The sequence below is a fragment of the Mastigocladopsis repens PCC 10914 genome, from assembly GCF_000315565.1.
Lineage (GTDB): Bacteria > Cyanobacteriota > Cyanobacteriia > Cyanobacteriales > Nostocaceae > Mastigocladopsis > Mastigocladopsis repens.
Genome location: NZ_JH992901.1, coordinates 1,140,366 through 1,162,927, shown reverse-complemented (window position 1 = coordinate 1,162,927; position 22,562 = coordinate 1,140,366). Strand labels below are relative to the sequence as shown.

Here is a 22,562-nt window from a genome sequence, read left to right as displayed (position 1 = left end):
TCATAGAAGGCTCACGATGTATTAAAATGTCTCCAATGCTCTCTGATTTTTCAGCCATAACCAAGTACCTGGAAGTAAAATGCCTTTGAAAATTGTTAAGAATTTTGATGCGAGTTTTACTCTCGAACCACAAGCTCAAGAAATGTTATTTCAATTATTGACTGGAGAAGCTTTCCTGCATCAAATCACCCAACAGTTGAAATGCGAAAAGGTTGAATTTTTAGAATTGCTTTTTCAACCAGTGCCTTACAGTCTAGCCACTCCTAAAGGTATGCCAGTAGAATTTGAAAAGTATTATGAATCTGAAGAGTACGCCATCATTAATGTACCGCCAAATTTTATGTTCAATGCCAAAATTTTCAAACCTAGTCGCCTTTGTGCAATTTATCACATAGTCATTAGTCAGGAATGATTTTTTTTTGAAAATGAACTCATTAATAAATACAAATTAGTAAATTTTGATTTTTTGAACTTAATCTATGACTACAGAAACTAATCTTCCTTCTTTATCAACTTTGGAATACATTCCCTTCATTGACGGAAACGGTCAGTTGCCCGAACAATTACAGGGTAAAATTGGGGTATACGCAATTTTTGATCAAGAAAAAGTGCTGCAATTTGTAGGATATTCCCGCGATGTTTATCTCAGCCTCAAGCAGCACTTAGTACGTCAACCGCAACATTGCTATTGGGTGAAAGCCCAAACAATTGAACGTCCCAATCGTACAGTTTTAGAAAACATCGAGCATACCTGGATTGCTGAAAATGGCAGTGTGCCATCGGGAAATGCACAAAGCAAGGACAAATGGACGCAGTCTATAGATGCCAAAGCAGTCATGACACCTGAAGAACAGGCAAAATATGACAATCCTGCAAATGATGAAATGGCGCAAACCAAAATCATTAAAAATGTGGCACGACGAGTAGAGGCTGAAATTTTAGCAGTTTTAGAAGTCCGTGGTTTACAAACACAAATTCGCTTCAATCCTAAGTTGAAAGAAAACGGTTTACTAGATTTGAAATAAGGGCGCTACACATTTACTGTAACTGAGTCTGGAGGTATGGGGGTGTAGGGTCTTACCCACATTTTTACTTGCATCTCCTTATCTCCTAATTTGGCATTTTGGCAACTACATCCGTTTTGTCAGGAGTATCGTAGGTGTTAATAGGTTATTGCACCAAAATGCACACATCAGAAGGCTTGAACCTCCTCTTCCTGGTTCACGACCGGGTTTAGTATTGCAGGACGCTAAATCAGCGCCAACCGTTATGCCTTCATGATTTGCATCCTCCCCAGGCTTATCACCTGGGGCTTTCTTTGGGTAATTTAACCTAATGGAATTTAACTAGTACCAATCTTAGTTTTTTTTATTCACTTCCTTTTTTCCTGTTCTTCTTTTTCAAGGATGTAAATGTGGTTAAGCGAATTCAGATTATCGGGGAGCATCATGTGAGCATCAGTGATGAACGAGGCAGTGGAAGATTCTGCCGAGAGATGTTGACATTAGCTAATCAATACTTCATCAAGAAAGTATCTATGTGGGATGGTAGTTTTCCCATGAAGGGTAGCCAAACATCATCCCCTCGACTGGGAAATCAGCAAATTTCCACTCCAAATGATTTGTCCTCAAAGCAAGCGGGAATAATATTATCTGCTTGGCAAAGCATCAAACAAAATCTAGCAGCCATCCCCAACCTATTTACAGGTTATTCAGGTGTATCGGCATTGGTTGTGGAATTTTTGCAGAAAATGTGGGTTGACACCCCTCTCTCTTTTACAAACAATCTGGGTCTACAATTAATTTAGGCAGTTAATCGGAGCGTTTGTGTTTGCAGGTGACTACATATCTCGTGGTATCTGTTCTATATCTCCAGCCATTAAGTAGCTTTTTGGTTGGTTGAAGGTTCCATTTGGTTTGATGCAGACATTGAAGCAGAGCGGCCTTCTGTAAGGCATTGTTTTGATAGTGGCTCAGAGGAAATGCTCTTAACATCTACTCGAAAAGTTCTAGTCAGGGTTTTAAGGGAAACACCTAGCTCACGAGCCAACCTAGTTGCGTTATGAAATGGCGGGACTTTTTCCCGGTTCCCCAATTGCCAAATGTATGAAAACTTAGATTTAACTGACAACTCAACTCTTCCTCAGAGAGATTGAGGCGTTCTCCTCAAAGTTTTCATGGTTGGTTTTAGTCCCGTGTTCACGCACATTTTAACACTAAAGTGTGAACAATATAGTGTTAAAAAACAAAATTATTAACACTTCTTCTTGTGAGTTGGAAGATAACAGTAAGGCAATGACTACCAGTTTAGTGCCTCTCTATAGAAATTAGACTTTTCCTTAGAGTCATATCCTAGCCACTATGCTCACGCAAGTATGAACTGTGCGAGCAAACACAAGTGTTGGTCTTGCGCTGCGTCTTGTTACCGTAAAATGCAGAGATTGATCTGGTCACGTCATAAGCATCTACTGATGACTATGACGGCAATATTGATCCATCGAAAAAAGGGCGTTGCTGATTCCATGTATGAAAATGATTTTGGTATTATCCAAAATCCTTGTAGAGACGTAGCAGTGCTACGTCTGGACATCCGAATTCATACTTCAATTCAGCAACGCCGAAAAAAGAAACAGACATCAATTCTGTTGATTGCAACAGTCTCAATTGGTGGTCTGTGGACGTAATAAAAGGGAGGTTCTCTTGTTGAAGCGACAAACTAAAACATACCGTACTGCTCTTGCTCCGTGGGCTGTTGTCCGCTGGTTTTCACCCACTCAGCGAATTGTGATTAGCAGATTCCGTAGTCGCAGCGATGCCGATGGTCATCTTGCGGTGTTACAGCGGCACATACCAGACGCTGATTTACGAGTGATTGTCGAAATGGAAGATTAACTTAGAACTTTGGGCATCACTTACGGATGTAGCAATAGATGCACTGAACGCTGTATAATCAAACGATGACAAAACTGCCACCTTCCGTCATTCCCTTTTGCACTTGGAGTCGTCCCATCGGTTTAGGCTGGGACAAACCCTACACAGTCCGCTATGCCAGCAATATTGATGATGGTCCTTGGCACGGGATGCCTTTAGGCGGCTTTGGTGCAGGTTGTATCGGTCGTTCCTCGCGAGGAGACTTTAATTTGTGGCACATTGATGGCGGTGAACATGTTTTCAAAAACATCCCCGCCTGTCAATTCAGTGTGTTTGAATCATCTGGCTCATCCTCGCAAGCTTACGCTTTATGTACTGAACCTCCTGAAGATGGAAGCCTCAAAACATGGCAGTGGTATCCAGCGAGTCGAGGCGTAGGGGAAGAAAAGACGACCTCATCTCCCCACTCCCCACTCCCCAAAACGACGGGAACTTATCACGCACTGTACCCTCGTAGCTGGTTTGTTTATGAAGGAGTATTTCAAGCAGAGTTAACCTGTGAGCAGTTCTCTCCTATTTGGGTAGGAAATTATCAAGAAACAAGCTATCCAGTAGCGGTGTTTTTATGGACTGCACACAACCCTACGAATGCACCTATTAGTCTCAGCATCATGTTCACCTGGCAAAATATGGTGGGCTGGTTTACTAATGCCCTGAAATCTCCTGAGGTTCGGGTACGGGATGACGGGAGTCCGGTTTATGAGTATCAGCCACGTTTGGGCGAAAGTCTAGATAACTCTAATCAGCTCGTTGAAAATAGCGAAAGTATTGGACTGTTGTTGGAGCGGGTGAGTATCAATGAACCTGTTCAAGAGGGCGAGGGACAGTGGTGCATTGCCACTCGGAAACATCCTAGCGTTAAAGTATACTACCATACCCGTTGGAACCCAATTGGGACGGGTGAACAAGTATGGCAAAGTTTTGCCCAAAACGGCTCTTTGCCTAATGATGTAGATAATACTCCAGCCGCAGAGGGTGAACAAATAGGGGTGGCTCTTGCTGTACATTTCACTCTCCAAGGGGGCGAAACTCTAGAAATTCCCTTCGCCCTTGCTTGGGATTTGCCTGTAACAGAATTTGCAGCCGAAGTTACCTATTTCCGCAGATACACTGACTTTTTTGGTCGGAGTGGTCAGAATGCTTGGACAATAGCATCCGCTGGTTTAGCAGAATATCAAACTTGGCAACAGCAGATACAAACTTGGCAACAGCCGATTCTTGATCGCCAAGAGTTGCCTGATTGGTTCAAAATGGCTCTGTTTAATGAACTATATAACCTCACTAGTGGTGGGACTCTCTGGACTGCGGCAACGGAGCGCGACCCCATCGGTCAGTTCGCCGTGCTAGAGTGCTTAGATTACCGCTGGTATGAAAGTTTGGATGTGCGGCTTTACGGTTCTTTTGGGTTGTTGATGCTGTTTCCTGAACTAGAGAAGGCGGTGATTCGTGCCTTTGCACGGGCAATTCCCACTCATGATGACACTCCCCGTGTTATTGGCTACTATTACACCATCGGGGCAGACAGTCCAATCGCAGTCCGTAAAATAGCAGGTGCAACTCCTCACGACTTAGGCGCACCCAACGAACACGTCTGGGAAAAAACGAATTATACAAGTTATCAAGATTGCAACCTTTGGAAAGATTTAGGTTGTGATTTTGTGTTGCAAGTATACCGAGACTTTCTGCTAACGGGTGCTGACGATGTGGAATTCCTTGCAGACTGTTGGAATGCTGTTGTACAAACTTTAAACTATCTCAAGACGTTTGACAAAGATGGGGATGGTATACCTGAAAATTCTGGTGCGCCTGACCAAACTTTTGATGACTGGCGCTTGCTGGGAGTGAGTGCATATTGTGGTGGGTTGTGGTTGGCGGCGTTGGAGGGGGCGATCGCTATTTGTGATGTTTTAACCAACCGCAGGGACGCGGAGAATACAGAGGAGTTGGTGCAGCAAAAGTCTATCTATGAAGCTTGGCTTGCACAGTCTCGCCCTGTTTATCAAGAAAAACTTTGGAATGGGCAATACTATCGCTTGGATAGTGCGAGTGGTTCTGATGTGCTGATGGCAGACCAGTTATGTGGGCAATTTTATGCTCGTCTGTTGGGGTTGTCAGATATTGTACCAGTTGAGTGCGCCCTTTCTGCCTTGAAAACTGTTTACGATGCTTGCTTCCTCAAGTTTCACAATGGCAAGTTCGGTGCGGCTAATGGTGTTCGTCCTGATGGTTCATCAGAAAACCCTAACGCGACTCATCCTTTGGAAGTTTGGACGGGGATAAATTTTGGGTTAGCTGCAATTCTTGTGCAGATGGGAATGAAGGATGAAGCTTTTAGGACTGCATACGCTGTGGTGCAGCAAGTTTATGACAATGGGCTACAATTCCGCACACCGGAAGCTATCACCCCTGTGGGTACTTTCCGCGCCAGTACTTATCTGCGGGCTATGGCAATTTGGGCAATTTATCTAGTCATTAATCAGCAATAGGTTACATATTTTTCCCTCTTTCCTGTTCTCTATCCCCTTTTTAAAATTCCGATTCTGCTCTTAATATCTCAAGTCGTTTTTACCTGTCATATGATATTTCTTTCACCTCTTTTCCGGACTTGAGCCACTAATCATAGAAGTAATAATTGGGACTTATAGAATATGTCGAATAGCACTGAGTTCTGGGGACTCAGCTCAAGGGTTTTTGTTTAAAAAGCTAAATACTGGGAGTTTTAGACACACAAACAACTAGTAATGCAAAGAAAAGAACTGATAAACGATGAACTCCTTTTCGTCGTTAAGAGTTCAGGGAGAGCAAAACTATATAAGTAAACAGCAACCTCCCCTAGCAAGCCCAGCTAGTATCAACTTTTTGAGGCTATTTGTAGAGGATACGAGTTTAGTATCAGAGTTTAGTCAAATTTGGGTTGTTTGTGAGTTTCAGCTAGGTGACGATTTCAATACCTACAATCCAAATAAGGAATTTGATGGATGGACATGATATTGCTCATGTTTCGCCCTAATCATTGCGAAGTCAGTTGGGCGTGGTATGGCAAGAAGGAGGCAGCGCTGTGGTAGCCACTGCTGCCAGAGTTCTTCTATTGGTTCCTATCGTTCCTAGTACAGAACCACAGAAATAACTAGACAGTTAAAAATGGGTTAAAACCCTGATTATGTAAATCTTTTTCTCCCCTGACTCCTGACTTCTGGCACTAGGCAATGAGCGCTGAGTCATTTTCCTTCCTATACGACTTCTCTACATCCTAACTAAGTACTTAAAACTGTGTACTGCTGAACTGTGTCAGTTAGATTTTAAAATCCACGCAAATATTTTCTAAATCTAGTTACGAACATTCTGTGCAACTTGTGTTTTTTCTATTTTCAAAGTAAATAAATATGCACAGTAGTCGCAACCTGCTACTTTTCCTTTGTTAAAAACCCTTAGCAAGTGTTTTGTTCTATCCAAGAACCGCTACTTGTAAAAGCTATAAAATTATACCACAAAATTGTAGCTAAACAACATTTAGCCAGTTTTTAATTAATGATTATTGTGCAACATAGATAACAAATTGATTGTAAATTGGCAATCACATATTAAAGCAAAACCCTGACTTTACGTGGATATTAACTCACATAACGAAAACAAGACATTTTCCGGAAATTGTAAAAAGGATTATCAGAATTTGACTCTAGTAAAGATTGTCTAAATGCTACTCATGCTGATATATTTTAAAAGTGTTAGGACATTTAGTAACGGTAAAAATTATCCTAAGTCTAGGGAAGAGAAAAGTTCTAAATCAAAGCTGAATGAGGGGTATCACCCCCCAATATTTAACAAGTAAGGGACAAAACGTAAACGAGATAATACTTAAGTAAATATAGAAACACATTCAGTAAAATTCATTGATAAAATGCTAAATTAGCAGATGACATTTACAAGAAAAAATAGTATAAATACGAATATTGGTATTAAGGAATAGGGAAGTTTTTTTTCTAGACAACCCTAAATAGTGTGCAATTTTACTTAAAAACTCCTAATTTTCTGGTATAAAGCAGGAAGATAATTTTATCATAAAAAATCCTGGAATTAGGAGTGAGTGAAATTTGAAGAAGATAAAAATGCATCTACTGAAAGCCAGACAAAGACTTTTTCATATCAGACATAAGACATGGAGAAAGTAAATTTAAGCCTGTGCCAATGCAAAGCAAAAGTTACAGTCGATAAGTCACCAGCAACTGAACGGTATTCAAAGACAACTTCCAAGGTTCATCACCCTCACTTGTATAGTGTCCGTCTGTATACGTTGCTTTTTTACAAACTAGCTGCTGAATTTGATTTCTGAGTTAACATAATTCCGACTTAGCAGCAAAAAGACTTGAATAAAAAGTCAGGTTTGGGATCATCAGGACAGCTCATGAACAGTATCATCAGGTCAAATGCAATCGAAACCTCAAGCCAAACAGAGAATTCAGGGATTCATTTTCATAACTTGTATCCCTACTGTGATTTGGTTTCTCAAAAGGTCTTCATCTACGCAGGTAATGTAGCTTCAACAAAAGAGGCTCTACCAGAAGCATCTACAGATACGCATATCGTCAGAATTACAAACTCTCAAATAGCCTCTAAAAATACAGGCTATGGGTTTACATTCTTACAAGTGTTGCGCGAACAACTACCTTTAACCTTTGCTCATCTAGTCACACTGAGGAGCATGGCTTTTTTGACGGCTGTAGTTGTTTGGGCGTGGACAGGAAAGATTGAACAGGTCAGTCACGTTCGAGGAAAATTTGTAGCATCAGGCGAGCCGCAGAAACATCAGCTACAACATTTCGGCAAAGTCATTAATACTGCGATTGAAGATGCTCAAAAGTTGAAACCGCGTCAGGTCGTCGCAGAATTAGACAGGGAAATCTTGAGTTCAGAAGTGGAAGTGCAAAAGCAACATCCAGCAGCCGACCAAATGCAGTTCAACCGCATCAAAGATTTGATGGCTCGGACTCGAATGCTTGCTCTAACTGCTGTGGAAATTAGAGCACACGAGAACCAAGCTGGTATAGGAGCATTCAGCAAACTCGAAGCATATCTAACGAGAGGTTTCAGTACCAGTTCAAAGACCGTATCTATTTTTCCAACTGCTAAACCCCTTCAGAAATTGGGTTAGATGCATCGAGTGAAAGTTGCATTGGCTAGTGACAATCTCACAAATAAGATAAAAATCATCAAATTAAAAGCAGGTCAAACAGCCACTGCAAAATAATTCTCCACCGCCATATCGCTGATATTTTCCTTAAGGATATGCACACAGGCGAAAGCAATTGATCAACCTTCAATTGAGCTACAAACAACCAAAGAAACTGACAGACTCATTCACTTTTACCACAACATAAACACTATGAACCAAAGCATTTCTGGCAGTAGCAACTTAGATAAAAAACTTCATCCTGAACAATTTGACCAAGTCGTTGAGGCGATTTTGGCAGGTAAGTATTCCTGGGCTTGTGTTCTCTTGCTGCGTTTCGCAGGCTACAATCCTCTACATTACATTCCCTACCGCACTTACAACCGGCTACTCAAAGAGAATTCCCAAGTTGGCAGGTCAAATAAACACCAAAACGAAAATATCAAAATTGCTAAACTACCCTCCGACAACAGGTCTGAAAGTCGTGTTACACCAACAAGCTGCTTGAGCAAAATTAAAGACATAGCTTATCTTGAGGTAGTTGGCAAGAAAAAAACAGAAATTCGTGGCGGTAATTTGGAGCAATGGTTAACAACACAAGTTCACGAATATGAATCCACCAATTCTGAAATCGCTCCAGAAACAATCAATATTTTTCCTTAAGATTCTGTGAATTCAATTAATAAATACTGGGAGTCAATCGATACTGGAAAAAGACAGTTGATTGAGTTGCTTAGTGTCTGCCATGCTGATTTAACCTCTAGAGCATGGCAGTTTTTTAGATAAAAAAATGAAATAATTAAAGATTTTTTTATGCCAAAATGGCAATCTTATACAAAGGATTTTGTATAAATTATAAATAACATCAGAAAATTGATTGATGCTTAAAGTTCATTCTAAAGGAGATAATAAATGATTATAAAGAGTTATTGTTGAGCGTAAAACATATTGGGCTGATTGCTGAAGCGGTCAGTAACCACTGGAGTAAATAACTCATACATATAGACTGACAGATCTAACGTTGCTGGTGGTGGTTCTTTTTCTCAAAAAGTCTGAGCAAAGAGAAATTGGAGCGGTATCTTCCCCCAATCCAAACTTCGACGGCTGCTACCTATCCTCTAGAGGTTGTAGTAATCCTGACAGAACTTTCAGTGGGAAAAATGAAAAAGCAACGCTAAACTGTTGTCTTGGCTGGTAAAACTTATAGCGCTTTCGCTTCTCTGTTAATGATTGTCATCCTAGTCCTCCCAACTAGGATTATCGCTGCTTAGTAAACTTGCAATTTATGCACAAATGACTGGAAGCTCAAAAAATTGATAGGCTTCCAGTTTTTATTTTTAATAATATCAAGATGGCAATTTGAATAAGGAGGTTTCCCTCCTTTGCAAACTAAACCCTGAGTCCTTACGGACACGCTGCGCGTTAGCAAAGCTCCTCCGCAGGAGGCACGGAGGGTCTCCCCCGTTGAAGCAACTGGCATCGGTGCCGACTTGTAAGCCCTATGTCCTCTGGACTTACGCGTAGCGTCTCCTTAGGAGTTAGCAACTGGCGCGCCATTTCCAATCGCCAGGTATTTTGGCTTTTATATTTTTTTAGTAAAAATTCTCATAAAATTGCATAAACTTTCCAAAATATCTAGCTATATTGCTCTAGTTTTATTCCATAAAAATGGTATCATCAAACACTTGATACCAGCTATGGCTGTAGTATTAAAGCCTTTTTGTTCAGTTGTTAATATAACTGCGGCTAAAAATTATTTTGTAGAAAAAATGAGAGATTTTATGTAACTTTAGTAAAAACCGTTGGGAAATTGCGGAATTGCAGCAGTTCTATATGTATAATTTCTTAGTTACCTAACTAAGTACTTAAGTGAGCTAGGTAGGTAGAGAATCAAACAAAATATTAAGAGGCTTTTATGAAGCAATATCTGGGATTTACTAAACGGTTTTCACTCCTGTTTACTCCGTTGGTAGCTAGTTCTGTGCTCTTCACCTCACCGAGTCAAGCTGCTACTTTTGCTTTTTCTGATGGGGAATTAAGTTTTACAAATTTTAGTGGCAGTATTTCCACAGAATTTAATAGTGACAATAATGGTGAGACTAAAGCTATTACTTTGGATAACGACGATTTTGTAGATTTCCAAAATAATCCTGTAGTAGAAACGTCAGATTCTCCAGCAAACGCATTTACTGATGTTGTCAGTTCAGTGAGTGGTGACGGTAGAAATTACATAGGACTCGTAAAAAGCGAATCGGAAATTGTCGGGAATTTTGATATAGGCGCTGGTCAAACTTTTTCTTTTAACTTTTCTTCTTTTCTAGACTTGGGTACAGAAATAGATACATCTCCAGCAGAGAATGCCCAAGCTAATGGAGAAATTTCTTTCTATTTGTTCGATACTTCAAACATATCTGAACAAGCTCTACCAGACTTCCTAGATAATTTGTTAGATAACCCAAGCAGCATTAACACAAGCGCTTTTTCCTTCTTTTCTCTTGATGGGAATGTAAACACTCTTGGTGATGATTCTATTACCAGTCAAAATAGCCAAGATATTACCTTAACCGATAATTTCACGTTTGTTAGTTCTGGAGGTAATCAAGAATTAGTTACAGCTTCTTTTGCAGGTTCTTTCCAACGCTATTTTGATAACTCAGCAAATATCACATTAATTGCAACAAGGAGAAGTGAAGCTAGAGTGACAGCCCCTGAACCTTCAACTAGCCTAGCTTTACTGTTATTTTTGGCATTACTTGCTCTAGTTAACAAAGGTAGATTGAGAGCAAATATTTCGGCTCACTCCTTGAGAGTAAAGGTCATCAAGTTAACTGTTCAGGATTAAGTCAAAGAAGATGTACTCAGAACTCCAGACTCATACTAATTTGTTTTATCCTGATTACAAATCTGTTCACCACAACCCTTCTAGTGTAGGGGGCTAGGAAAAATTTCATGTAAATCACAGCAAAATCAGCCTGTGCGGAAATAAAATAGCGCAGTGTGTAGATTTTGATTATGCTTTACTACTCAGTTAAATTAGCTAGACTGAGTAACAGACAAACTATAGATCAAAATTGCATCCAGCTCTATCTATAAATTGCAAAGAGGTTTTTTCTAATGGCTACTCCAAGCACAGCTACTTCTGCGCCCTCCGCGTCACCTAGTCAGACTGTGACTTTTGCCCTTTCTTATGGAGATTTATTCTTAACAAACTTGGGTGAAAGCTTTTCCACTATTGACAGTGACAATCAGGCTGATACCTCAGCTTTTGCAGATGGTGGTACGGCGACTGTTTACAATAATGCAGTCGTAGAAACTGATGATACAGAAGTATTGACTTTTGCGACTAGTTCAGCTTTCGGTGAAACTAAAAATCATTTTGGATTCGCACAAACTCATGCAACTATTGTTGGTAATTTCTTTATAGATGCAGGTAAAATTTTTTCTTTTAATTTTACATCTGCCCTAGATTTAGAAACATCAATAGATGCTTCTCAACAAGTAGGCAATGCTAGCGCGATTAGAGAGGTTTCCTTCTCTTTATACGATACTTCTGATATACCGAAAGAAACTCTTTCAGACTTTCTTGCCAATTTATTATCTGACCCAGATAGCATTCAAAAAAGCCCTTTAGTCTTCTTTTCTCTATCTGCAGATTTAAACAGTTCGGGTAATGATAATTTTGTGACAAGCGAGAAAAGCGAAAATGTGACCATAAGCACTGAATTCAACGATTCTCATTTTGAAGGAAGTCAAAAATTTGCTAGCACTTTTGTTCGTGGTTCTGTGAAACGCTCTTTTAATAATCAAGCAAATGTCACTTTAGTAGCCTTGAGAAGAGGTCAAGCGAGAGTCGCCGCACCTGAACCTTCACCTAGCTTAACTTTACGCTCAATGCCTGGGTCACTGGGCGTCGCTACCCAAGGTAGACGTCAAGGTACTACCTCAGGTCGCTGTTGCGATAGAAAGGTCATGAAGGTCACAGTTGGCAAATAATTGCGGTAGCATGACAATCTCAAAATCACATTGGCTGGAATAGCACTAAAGAGGGAAAATATCTTTTGAGCCTCCTATAAGCAAGATATTTTAATGAAAACCTACGACTGGATTGTTGTTGGTGCTGGTATTACGGGTGCTACACTCGCCTACGAACTGGCGAAAGGTGGCTGTAAAGTGCTTTTATTAGAGCAAGATGCAACGCCACAGAACGCAACTCGTTATAGTTATGGTGGTTTAGCCTTTTGGTCTGGTACGACTCCACTCACTTGCCAACTGTACGATGAGGGGATAGCACGTCATCGCATCCTGTCGCAAGAGTTGGACACCGATACTGAGTTTCGGGAGCTAGACTTATTGTTGACCATTTCCACTGATGCTGATCCAAAAGCTGTAGCGACGTCCTATACTCGTTTTGCTATCCCTCCCAAATTACTTAATATTAAGGAAGCCTGTGAATTAGAACCACTGTTGAATCAGGAGGCAATTGCTGGTGCTTTAACTGTCAAACATGGTCATATCCACCCAGAAAAAACGACCCAAGCATACATAGAAGCCTTTGTGCGTGCTGGCGGGGAAATGGAGATTACCCAGGTCTTACAAATACTACATAGAGGAGTTAAGACAACAAAAGAGGTATACTACAGCGCTAACACGGTAATATGCGCTGGTGGACTGAGCCGACAGCTACTTAAATCATCTGGCATTTTTACCAAGCTGTATTTCACTCACGCAGAAATGATTGAAACTCCACCTGTGGATGTGCAACTGCGTACCTTAGTTATGCCAGCGAATCTCAGACGGTTCCAATTAGAAGCAGATTCCACTAAAAATGATGATCAATTGTGGGAACAACCAGGTCTTGAGCTAGTACCATCTATCTTAGATGCAGGCGCAGTTCAATTTCGAGATGGTAGTTTTCGCTTTGGTCAAGTGAGCCGCGCTCTCACAGACCCTTATGCCAAAATTGACTCAAAGCAAAGCGAAGCTTCATTAAGAGCAAGCATCAGAAAAATTTTGCCTAAATTAGGTAATCTACCAGGAACTTGGCATCATTGTTTGGTGTCATTCAGTCATGATGCACTTCCCTTGATTGGTCTTATCCCAGAGCGCGAAGGCGTTCATGTTTTCTCTGGTTTCAGCAATCCCCTTGTGATTGTGCCACCCTTGGCTCAACGCTTTGCTGCCTCTGTCTTTGGAAACAAAGACGAAATGATTCCCAAATTTTCTCCGGCTCGCTTTCAAAGTTTCTGATAGCGTCTATTATAAAAACTAATAATTAAGTCCGTTGCTACAGATACAAAACTAAACAGGAGTTGCTCTGTTTAACACTCGCGACTGTGAATATAGAATCTGTTGGCATCATTTGCTGGGACAATCTCTTGTTCCTCCACCACGGCTTTGACCACGTCGGATTCAGCAAGAGCTTCAACACCAGCAGCAGAGATTTCAACAGGAATCGAGCCTAATGCGTCAGGACTCTCTGCTAACTGTATGCCTCCAAAATCCTGTATAATTTTGTGTATGTAACCTAGAGCTTGCTTGGCTGAGTTGCGTATCCCTTCCATGGCTGCTTTGCGTTCAGCACGCGACTGCCGCGAGCAAATCGATTGATCAAGGTTTTCTAGCTTTAAAAATACAATGACACTGATTTTCTGTTGAGGTGCTAGATGACTGAGCCGACACGCAAACTCAGAACTTATCTTGTTTTTCCTAATTGTGTTATGAAACATGATGCACTTCCCTGGTTGCCCTTAACTAAGAGCCTTTAAAGCTTCAAAGGGTTGGAGTAAACCCCATCCCCAACGATTATCAGGGCGACGACCGCTTCCCCCAGGGTGTTTTGCCGTTTCCTTGAGTGCATTAATGATATCCGCTACAGATGCTGTTGGCTGATCTGCCATTAATAAAGCTGCGACGCCTGCAACATGGGGAGTTGCCATAGAAGTGCCATCCATATAGTTGTATTCGTAGGTTCCGTGAGGTGTTTTCGTCGGCGGTATGCATGAGTAAACCTGAGCACCTGGAGCAACAACGTCTGGCTTTGTAACCAAACCATTTAGCTCATCTCCAGGGAACACGAGGCTCGCCCCGCTACTAAAGAATGCGACATCAACCTTGTTGTCTGGCAGTTTTTCTATTGCACCCACACTGAAGGCATTATAAGCATTGCCAGGTGAGCTAGTATTACCGTGGTTTTCATTGCCGATCGCTACTACAGGTAAAATACCATACTGCCTCACAAGTATGTCAAGTACCTCGGCAAACAATGGTTCGTAGTAACTTAAACCAAGGGACATATTGATAATATCTGCTCCTCTTTCGATCGCCCAAGAAATACCTTCCAACAAGGTTCGCAAAGTTGTATCTCCCATTAGCACACCAGCAACTAGCAGATTAGCTTGCGGCGCAACGCCAATAGACAGACCTTTTGAGGTCTGACCTCCAGCGATGGTGCCACAAACATGAGTACCGTGCTGTCCGTAGTCAAAAGCTGGAGAGGCATTAATCCGCCTACCAAGGGAATCAATAACCACAAACTCTTTGACTCGTTTTTTGAGTGCTGGATGAGCCGCATACACGCCTGTATCTAGCACCGCCACATTGATATTCTCGCCCGTGGTTGTCTCCCACAATTTAGGAATTTCAAGCTGTTTCAATCCCCAAGTCACGTTGTCTTTGTTTTCCTCGGTGAATAGCTCAGAATACTCTATTCTCCGGGGTTGGATTAGATGAATTTTTTGATTAGGTAAAATAGCAACCACATTGGGTTGTTCCACCAAAGCTTCTAAGGTCTTGGGAGTCACTTCAACTGTCGCCACTGGCAATGCGCCAGCACCAATCGTAGAAAACTCTAAAGGTTCATCTTCGTACCCAAGATCCTGGCTAGCTTCGTGATATTCATCAAAAATCTCTGCGGCTACTCGGATAGCCGCCTGCTGTTGAACCTGAAACATCCTCTTTTTCAGTTCGCGTAGACGACCCCGTGGCGGCAAACCTTCAATGGGCGGTGCTTCGTAGATCACAATTGCATCTCGCTTGTCATCCTGCCCCATCTCGGCAAGAAACGGCTCGAAAGCGGGTGATATTTTGTTTTCTGGATTCATTGCGATCTACCTCTTTCTCAATTTAGTTTCGTCTGCTTGGCTTTTGACTATAGTGTAATTGCGTAATTTTTCCTCTACCTCTGTATTTATTTTTTCAGACAAATCTCCCCTGCTCAGGTATCCCGGCAGGGGAAGGTGTCCAAGCTGTCTGCTGGTTGAGCAATTTCCGTGCCAATTAAGCCACTATGGAGGTGGACGAAAATTTCGTCCAGTTATCTCCTACCTGCTTTTAAAAATAGCAAAAATTTAAATATTATGAATTTTTCGTGTACTCTTTGAGATTATGCTCAAAAATGTGTTAGTTGATTTAGTTAAACTAAATATTAAGTGTAAAAATATACTTTATGTTATTTGAGTGCGGATGTACTAAACAAAGTAGCTGAGTGCCATCTCAGTTTACCGTTTACTCCACATAATGCTTAAATTTTACTTCCATAGCAATTTTTTCTGGAGCTAAAATCTCTGCTGCTTCTTGTAAAAGCTGATTCTGTTCTTTTTGAATTTCCTCTAATCGAGTAGAAATTTCTATCAATCTTTGCTGCTTGTCCTTGTGAATTTGTTGAGATATAGCAGGCAGTAAAGTTGGCATATTATCAGTTGTGCTAGAATTTGTCAGCTGTTTAGTCGTCAAGCTGGCAACTCTGCTAAACCATGAAAAGCTGACTTTGACAAAAGCTTGAAGTAATTTGAAAGGAACTCGCAAAAGCGACAAACTAGCTGACTCTATTAAACGTCCAATTGCCTTGATAAGGCTCCAAACTACAGCAAGAGCGAAAAGCAGAATCACTAAACTAATGATTGGGTGGTTAACAGCCCAACCTAGAATTTGGACGAGCCGCAAAAGTGTAGGGTATTGCTCAAACCAATCACTCATAGAAGAAGAAATAGCTGTTTGAACCGCCTCCGATGTTGTACTTTTTACCTGTTCAGCAGAGTACAATGTTTGTTCTAAAGAAGCTTTAGCTTGCCCAAGGGTTGTTGTAACTGTATCAACAGCCCGACTGGTTGCGTGAGTTGCTGTTTCCTTCAAAGACTCCCCAGTTTGTTGCGCTGAGTCAGTTAGAGAGTTAACGCTGTGGTTCACAAAATCTTTTGTCTGCTGAAAACGTTGAAAAACTTTTTCAGGTAAATTTATATTTTTATCTAAATAAGAAATTTCAGATGATGGAAGTGTCATAGAGTATTTCACAGTGGACATTGGAAAGCAAGATGATTAACTTGTTGAATGTCAGCAAAAATTTTAAAGTAGATTGTAAATTTTATGTAATAAATATTTTATCTATAGATAAAATTCTATAAACAATGACTATAAATGCACTGATAACCTTATTTTGACAGGCTTGTTAAATTATTGTGTCCTGTAAACAACCAAGTGCAGTCTATTCTTCAAACAAAAAACAAACTGAATGGTCTGCTTGACTGACAATTTTACAGCTCATTCCTCAGTCAGCAGCAATGATCACTCTTAGGTTAGAAGCTAAGGGGCAGTACACGTTGTTAAAAATAAAACAAGGTAAAGCTAAAATAGTAAGCGCCTGTAATTATACTACCTTTATACCCATCCAAAGGGTGTTTTTCCAAAGTCCATCTACTTTTTTTCCGTTTAAATACGAAGAAGGTTAGAACCCCAGTTTATCGCCGGAGCTATTTGCTTTATGACAACAACTAAAACTGCTAATAAAAAAAATTAGCGATTAATCAACTGATTTTCAAGAATTTCTGCCACTTTTCGCGAATTACCAGAGTTTTGCTTTCATTTACATATCAAAATTCTACTTACTCAGGCATAATTACGACGGATAAGTTATCCTGTCAGAGTTTACACCAGAGTTAGCCTCAAAATTTATTAATAGAGGCATCTGTTAACAAAAAGTCTTAGACTCCAACCTTTTACGCAGCAACACTGTCGAGCAATCTACCATCACAAGCCTCATGAATGTCATGATTCGTTTCCTGAGCGCATACACTCTCTCCGTGTCTGTGTTTGCTGCTCTACCTTACGTTGCAATAGCGCAGGAGACTCCAACTCCCCAACAAAGAACAACGCAGAAGCTTTGCTCTTTCGATGCCGTGGAGGATTTGTTGCCCCCAACAGCAGCGCAGCAGAATCGTTCTCCGCTTTCCTACCTGCAAGAGCAAGGTTTTACACAGAACCCAGATGGTTCTTGGGTCTGTTACATGAAAGATGACCAAAAACAGGAACGCTACTACACCCTTTTTAAAGTTCAACAAGTCGATGGAAAGCTTCTAGCCAGTACTTTCCTAGACAGCGGCAGCCTTGTGGAAGGTCAAGAAGACCGCAGCTTGGGTTTGTTCATGACTCTTATTGAGAATCATACGAAGACAAATCAAGGGAATCGTCAAAGTATTCAAAGATATTTAGGATCTTTCATTTCCCTAGTTAAGCAAGGGAAGGTTCCTCCATCACGCCGAGGGTATCTGTTCGACCAACCAAACCGTGGATTTGTGGTATACCACCCTGTCACAAGAGGAGAACTTCAGGGCACAGCAATCACGATTAGTATCAACTCTCCTCAGAACTTAGTTCCCTCCCCAGTCTCTTGGGCTGAATCCCTTCATACCAGGGAGTAGAAAAATTCAATCGTTATAAATATTCAATCATTTTTTGAATTTTGAATTGTGTTCCCTACTCCCTACACCCCGTCAGCCCTACACCCTTAGTGAATGGAGGTCAATCTTGTTTAAGTCCTGTGCCAGAAAAATTGCACTCACGTTATCGTCCTTTGCAGCAATACTGACTGCTTGCCAATCTGCCTCTGCTCAGTTAAATATTGGACGTTATGGCGTCCAACCAGGACTGGAGCCAAATTATCTCCAGTATCAGATGTCGGGGCAGGATTTGAGTCAAATGAGGGCTATTCCTGCATGTCGTGTGGGATTCGGTGTTGGCTGTGACAAGACCGCAGCAGTACTTCAGCAATTAGTTGAGTCCAACGGCGGACCTAGCTACCAAGATCTGCTGATACGAGCGGCAGGTGGGGAGGAAAACTTCCGTAATTTCGCTTCTTTCTACGGAAACAATCCCAATCTTACTCAGGTGCCGTACGCCTCCTTTTGGGAAAACGACAACCCTTATATCATGGATGGGTATCGGTATCTTCTTGGGCAGACAGTCAGTCGGACACCTCAAGAAGGTTTAGGACAGGTTACTAAAAACTTTTATTGGGCACCAGAGGGAGTTGGCGACTCACTTGACCTTCGTAGTGGCTTGCTGAACTTGAAATACTCCTATGGGCGTTTGCTGTTGGAAGAGGTCGCAAAAATTCCCAATATCGAGCAACAGATTCAATCTCAGGATTTGCCGCCAGAGGTCAAGCAGTTTTATGCCAGTAACGCCTCTCAAGGATTGAGTGCGTTGAGTACTGGCAATGAGAGCCAAATAGAAGGTAACATCCTCGAAGTACTCTCCATGCCATTCTCCCCAGATGGGGCGGAGTACAACCGTCCAAATGCTGGCATTCCTCGAGAGTTTGATCGGCTGATTGGGCAAGGTCTTCCTGGAGATGTCTTTGTAGGGGAAGTTCCAGTATTCCCACAGGGAGAAGCAATAAGCCAAGATATTGTTCCCACCCCTGACGCAGATGTTTTGGTACAAGAAGGAACAAGTCGTGGATTCCCATTCTGGGTTCTCGGCGGTCTTCCCTTACTTCTTCTCCCTTTTCTTCTTGGTGGTGGAGATGATTCCTCAGATGAGGGATCAAGTACTGTTGCACAGATATCCCCTTCTGTGGACGTTCAACCTCCCTCGAACGATATCACCTCTCCTGTAGGCGATACTCCTGCTAACCAAATTATTGAGGTTTCGCCGACCCCTACCGTGACTCCTCCGTCTGGAGACAAAGTGGAGAAAGTGCCAGAGCCATCAATTTTAAAGCCTCTTTTGGTGCTGACACTCCTACTATGTATACTCGCTAAAAAACAGTGGCGAATGCATAGGAGTAAGGGTATCACCGTGTTAGGGGATCAGGGAAAATCATTCAAAAATTCCCTCACCCCCTGACATCATGTCTTAAAACAATCCCAAATCCGTTACTGCACCAAGACTGCTGGAGGAAACCAATTTGGTATATTTTGCCAGTACACCCCTAGTGTAAACAGGTGGACGTGGCTGCCAATTGGCACGACGACGGGCTAACTCTTCATCAGATACGTGTAAATGCAGTGAGCGAGCATGGGCATCAATGGTGATGGTATCGCCTTCTTCCACTAGAGCGATCGCACCCCCAACTGCGGCTTCTGGCGCAACGTGACCAACAACCATGCCATAGGTACCACCAGAAAAACGCCCATCAGTAATGAGTCCCACGGAATCACCTAAACCAGCACCAATAATTGCCGAGGTAGGAGCTAGCATTTCCCGCATACCGGGACCACCTCTAGGTCCTTCGTAGCGGATGACGAGGACATCTCCTGGGTTTATTTTCTTTTCCAGAATTGCATCCAAGCAAGCTTCCTCAGATTCAAACACCCGTGCTGGTCCTGTAATTTTGGGGATTTTTACCCCAGTAATTTTAGCGACAGCCCCTTCTGTCGCCAAGTTTCCTCGGAGAATAGCTAAGTGTCCTTGTTGATACATCGGGTTATTCCAAGGACGGATGACATCTTGATTGGCAGGTGGTTCTTCTGGTACATCAGCTAAGGCTTCCGCAACTGTTTGCCCAGTTATGGTTAAGCAGTCCCCGTGTAGCAAGTCATGTACAAGTAGCATTTTCATGACTTGGGGAATGCCACCTACTTTGTGCAAGTCTGTAGCTACATACCGACCGCTGGGTTTTAAATCACACAAAACCGGGACACGAGCGCGGATAGTTTCAAAGTCGTTCAGAGTAAGTTCTATACCAGCAGCATGAGCGATCGCCAGCATATGTAACACGGCGTTTGTCGAACCTCCTACCGCCATGACTACAGAAATGGCATTTTCTAAAGATTGGCGGGTGATAATCTGGCGGGGCAAAATCTGCTTGCGAATAGCTTCCACCAGGACGAAGGCAGATTTTTCAGTACTTTCGGCTTTTTCTTCATCTTCTGCTGCCATTGTGGAGGAATAAGGTAGGCTCATCCCCATAGCTTCAATAGCACTAGACATGGTGTTTGCCGTGTACATTCCACCACAGGAACCAGCGCCTGGACAAGCCCTTCTCTCGACTTCTAAGAAATCCTTCTCGTCCATTTTATCAGCCATGTATTGACCTACCGCTTCAAAGGCGCTGATAACAGTCAAGTCGCGTCCATTGTAGTTTCCGGGTTTGATAGTACCACCATAAACAAAGATGGCGGGGATGTTCATGCGAGCAATAGCAATAAGCGCCCCTGGCATATTTTTATCACAACCGCCAATCGCAAGAACACCGTCCATACTTTGCCCATTGCAGGCGGTTTCTATTGAGTCAGCAATGACTTCCCGCGAGACCAGGGAATATTTCATCCCTTCGGTTCCCATCGAAATGCCATCGCTAATGGTAATTGTGCCGAACATTTGCGGCATTGCCCCAGCATGTTTGATGCCAATCTCTGCTCTTTGCGCCAGTTTATTGATCCCCATGTTGCAGGGGGTGATAGTACTGTAGCCATTGGCAATGCCAACAATGGCTTTGGTGAAATCCTCGTCTTTAAAACCAACAGCACGCAGCATTGCCCGGTTAGGCGATCGCTGCACTCCTTGCGTTACAACTTGGCTTCTTAAATTCTCTGACATTTTGATAATTCCCTTGCGCCGTCATCTTTCGCTTGGCGCATTTGCTTTGTGATTATCTCAAAATATCAGATACTCTACAGCTCAATTTCACTGCTTGGCTCAAAGAGTGCAACTCCTGTGGCTAATCCTTGATTGTGCCATCTGGCATAATTGCACCCTGCAACAGAGTTCCCATCATATAAGCCCCGTACAGATTAGCTCCCTGTAGATTTGCAGCGCTGAAGTCTGCGTCTATCAAGTCTGCCATTTTCATGACTGCCCCATCAAGTATGGCTCTTGTAAGCTTTGCTTCAAAAAGATTTGCCCCACTCAAATTGGCTCCTGTGAGGTTAGCTCCCGTGAGGTTCGCTCTCACTAAAGATGCTTCTGTCAGGTCAACCCCGACCAAATTTGCTGTACTCAAATCAACTTCACTCAGCGACGCTCCTTTTAAACTAGCTCCGCTGAGATTAACTCCATTTAGGTAACTACCTATAAGGTTTACGCCCTTGAAATTTCTTTCTCCTGCTCGATAGCGTTTCAACAAATCATCTACGTTCATTACACTATTTAACAACAGCTCTTGCATGCAGTGTGCCTCAAAGAACCGACTTTGGTGAGTTGATTGTGTTACGATGTTACGTTATGACAAATTATGTCATTAATTAATAAATTATCATTAAGGGAATCTTGACTAAGTCATCGGTGAACAAGTCATAAATCATAGTTTGTTAGGGCGTAAGCACTACTTCAACCTCAAGTTATAAGAAGGTAGACTGAAAACCCCTTCGCAACAGATGCGGGGATGAAAGCTATGACATAAGGTTTGGTACGCTTCTGCTACAATGTACTTCTTGCAAAAGAATAATTTAAGGATAGACAGAACCACAGATGCACACAGATTAACACAGATAATTTATCTGTGTGCATCTGTGTTCATCTGTGGTTTTATTTTGATTGCAATTAACATTTTCAAAACAGGTTTAATTGAGGACAAAGGTCATAACGATGCGCCAATTATAAATATTCCCATGCTGCTTGGAAAAAGTCTCGCTCACATAGCATGGCATAGCGATAGGTTGAGTGTACCAACGCCGTGTTGGTAGCATAACGCTCAACCAAATCTTCTAATTGTTGCGTTAGTGGTTGAAAATCTGCGCCACTGTAAGTACGAATCCAATCCGCATACTGATGATTAGGAATACCATCACGAGCCAACTGTTCTCCTAGGAATGCATACAGCCGCAGACACGGAGACATAGCCGCAGCAGTTAAACCCACATCTCCACCCCAAGCAGTTGCCAACAAAAAGTCGGTATAACGACGGGTTGCGACTCCAGGTTGCACAGAATGCAAACTGACTCCCCACTTTGCTGCATAACCTTCATGCAGCTTCAATTCTTCCAAAACTCCACCAACCAAGGAGTGAAAGGTCGTAAATACTGAGAAATCTGGTGATTTAGCCGCAGCTATGCTGTAAGCACGGGCAAAGGCTTCTAAGAAAAAAGCGTCTTGCCCTACATAATAGGCAAATTTTTGCGGCTTCAGAGTACCAGTACCGATGCCTTGGACAAAGGGATGCTCAAGACAAGCCTGTGCTATATCTTCATTGAGTTCCCATAATTCACGAGATATCGTCATTAATTGTTAGTTGGTTAGTTGTTGACCAC

19 protein-coding genes and 1 pseudogene are annotated in these 22,562 nt (G+C 42.1%); 14 read left to right on the top strand and 6 right to left on the bottom strand.

From position 1 onward, the window contains the following. Nucleotides 1-79: 79 nt before the first annotated feature. The 12 genes and pseudogenes from MAS10914_RS0107435 to MAS10914_RS0107375 all read left to right on the top strand — a co-directional run bounded on the left by MAS10914_RS0107435 (nt 80) and on the right by MAS10914_RS0107375 (nt 13,344). Nucleotides 80-412 (top strand): hypothetical protein, encoded by a 333-nt coding sequence (locus tag MAS10914_RS0107435; RefSeq protein WP_017315286.1) that lies wholly within the window; start codon nt 80-82, stop codon nt 410-412. A 67-nt stretch (nt 413-479) separates the two neighbouring features. Then, the gene (locus tag MAS10914_RS0107430; protein WP_017315285.1) at nt 480-1,025 is read left to right on the top strand and encodes a GIY-YIG nuclease family protein; all 546 of its coding nucleotides are present in this window, start codon (nt 480-482) and stop codon (nt 1,023-1,025) included. A gap of 389 nt (nt 1,026-1,414) precedes the next feature. Beyond that, a complete protein-coding gene (locus MAS10914_RS0107425) occupies nt 1,415-1,807 on the top strand; it encodes a hypothetical protein (RefSeq protein ID WP_156818109.1) in 393 nt (130 codons plus the stop codon). 669 nt (nt 1,808-2,476) lie between these two features. Beyond that, nucleotides 2,477-2,683, top strand: coding sequence for a hypothetical protein (locus MAS10914_RS0107420; RefSeq protein WP_232224127.1), 207 nt, complete (start codon nt 2,477-2,479; stop codon nt 2,681-2,683). Between the two features lie 19 nt (nt 2,684-2,702). Then, entirely contained in the window at nt 2,703-2,891 is a 189-nt protein-coding gene (locus MAS10914_RS0107415; protein ID WP_232224126.1) for a hypothetical protein, read from the top strand. A gap of 65 nt (nt 2,892-2,956) precedes the next feature. Then, entirely contained in the window at nt 2,957-5,416 is a 2,460-nt protein-coding gene (locus MAS10914_RS0107410; RefSeq protein WP_017315281.1) for a GH116 family glycosyl hydrolase, read from the top strand. A gap of 280 nt (nt 5,417-5,696) precedes the next feature. Continuing rightward, on the top strand, nt 5,697-5,918 hold the full coding sequence (locus tag MAS10914_RS0107405) for a hypothetical protein (RefSeq protein WP_017315280.1): 222 nt from the start codon (nt 5,697-5,699) through the stop codon (nt 5,916-5,918). A gap of 1,414 nt (nt 5,919-7,332) precedes the next feature. Continuing rightward, nucleotides 7,333-8,079, top strand: a complete 747-nt coding sequence (locus MAS10914_RS0107400; RefSeq protein ID WP_017315279.1) for a hypothetical protein — start codon at nt 7,333-7,335, stop codon at nt 8,077-8,079. A 231-nt stretch (nt 8,080-8,310) separates the two neighbouring features. Then, nucleotides 8,311-8,780, top strand: a pseudogene (locus MAS10914_RS31495) (HetP family heterocyst commitment protein). A 1,232-nt stretch (nt 8,781-10,012) separates the two neighbouring features. Further along, the gene (locus MAS10914_RS0107385; protein ID WP_017315276.1) at nt 10,013-10,939 is read left to right on the top strand and encodes a hypothetical protein; all 927 of its coding nucleotides are present in this window, start codon (nt 10,013-10,015) and stop codon (nt 10,937-10,939) included. Between the two features lie 326 nt (nt 10,940-11,265). Continuing rightward, nucleotides 11,266-12,090, top strand: coding sequence for a hypothetical protein (locus MAS10914_RS31490; protein WP_156818107.1), 825 nt, complete (start codon nt 11,266-11,268; stop codon nt 12,088-12,090). 93 nt (nt 12,091-12,183) lie between these two features. Further along, complete coding sequence (locus tag MAS10914_RS0107375; RefSeq protein WP_017315274.1) at nt 12,184-13,344, top strand: NAD(P)/FAD-dependent oxidoreductase; 1,161 nt, start codon at nt 12,184-12,186, stop codon at nt 13,342-13,344. A gap of 71 nt (nt 13,345-13,415) precedes the next feature. Here MAS10914_RS0107375 and MAS10914_RS0107370 read toward each other — a convergent pair whose 3' ends face one another. The 3 genes from MAS10914_RS0107370 to MAS10914_RS0107360 form a co-directional block, all read right to left on the bottom strand. After that, entirely contained in the window at nt 13,416-13,823 is a 408-nt protein-coding gene (locus MAS10914_RS0107370; protein WP_017315273.1) for a hypothetical protein, read from the bottom strand. A gap of 21 nt (nt 13,824-13,844) precedes the next feature. Next, nucleotides 13,845-15,197: a S8 family serine peptidase gene (locus tag MAS10914_RS0107365; RefSeq protein WP_017315272.1), complete on the bottom strand. Its 1,353-nt coding sequence runs from the start codon at nt 15,195-15,197 to the stop codon at nt 13,845-13,847. A gap of 403 nt (nt 15,198-15,600) precedes the next feature. After that, complete coding sequence (locus MAS10914_RS0107360; protein ID WP_017315271.1) at nt 15,601-16,374, bottom strand: hypothetical protein; 774 nt, start codon at nt 16,372-16,374, stop codon at nt 15,601-15,603. 755 nt (nt 16,375-17,129) lie between these two features. On the opposite strand from MAS10914_RS0107360, the gene MAS10914_RS0107355 reads away from it, so the two are divergent. Both MAS10914_RS0107355 and MAS10914_RS0107350 read left to right on the top strand, forming a co-directional pair. Then, nucleotides 17,130-17,789: a hypothetical protein gene (locus MAS10914_RS0107355; RefSeq protein ID WP_017315270.1), complete on the top strand. Its 660-nt coding sequence runs from the start codon at nt 17,130-17,132 to the stop codon at nt 17,787-17,789. A gap of 106 nt (nt 17,790-17,895) precedes the next feature. Further along, a complete protein-coding gene (locus MAS10914_RS0107350; RefSeq protein WP_017315269.1) occupies nt 17,896-19,218 on the top strand; it encodes a hypothetical protein in 1,323 nt (440 codons plus the stop codon). Nucleotides 19,219-19,227: 9 nt separating this feature from the next. On the opposite strand, the gene ilvD is transcribed toward MAS10914_RS0107350, so the two are convergent. The 3 genes from ilvD to MAS10914_RS0107335 form a co-directional block, all read right to left on the bottom strand. Beyond that, entirely contained in the window at nt 19,228-20,913 is a 1,686-nt protein-coding gene (gene ilvD / locus MAS10914_RS0107345; protein ID WP_017315268.1) for a dihydroxy-acid dehydratase, read from the bottom strand. A 121-nt stretch (nt 20,914-21,034) separates the two neighbouring features. Beyond that, complete coding sequence (locus MAS10914_RS0107340) at nt 21,035-21,454, bottom strand: pentapeptide repeat-containing protein (RefSeq protein ID WP_026082396.1); 420 nt, start codon at nt 21,452-21,454, stop codon at nt 21,035-21,037. A 455-nt stretch (nt 21,455-21,909) separates the two neighbouring features. Then, a complete protein-coding gene (locus MAS10914_RS0107335) occupies nt 21,910-22,533 on the bottom strand; it encodes a TenA family protein (protein ID WP_017315266.1) in 624 nt (207 codons plus the stop codon). Nucleotides 22,534-22,562 lie beyond the last annotated feature (29 nt).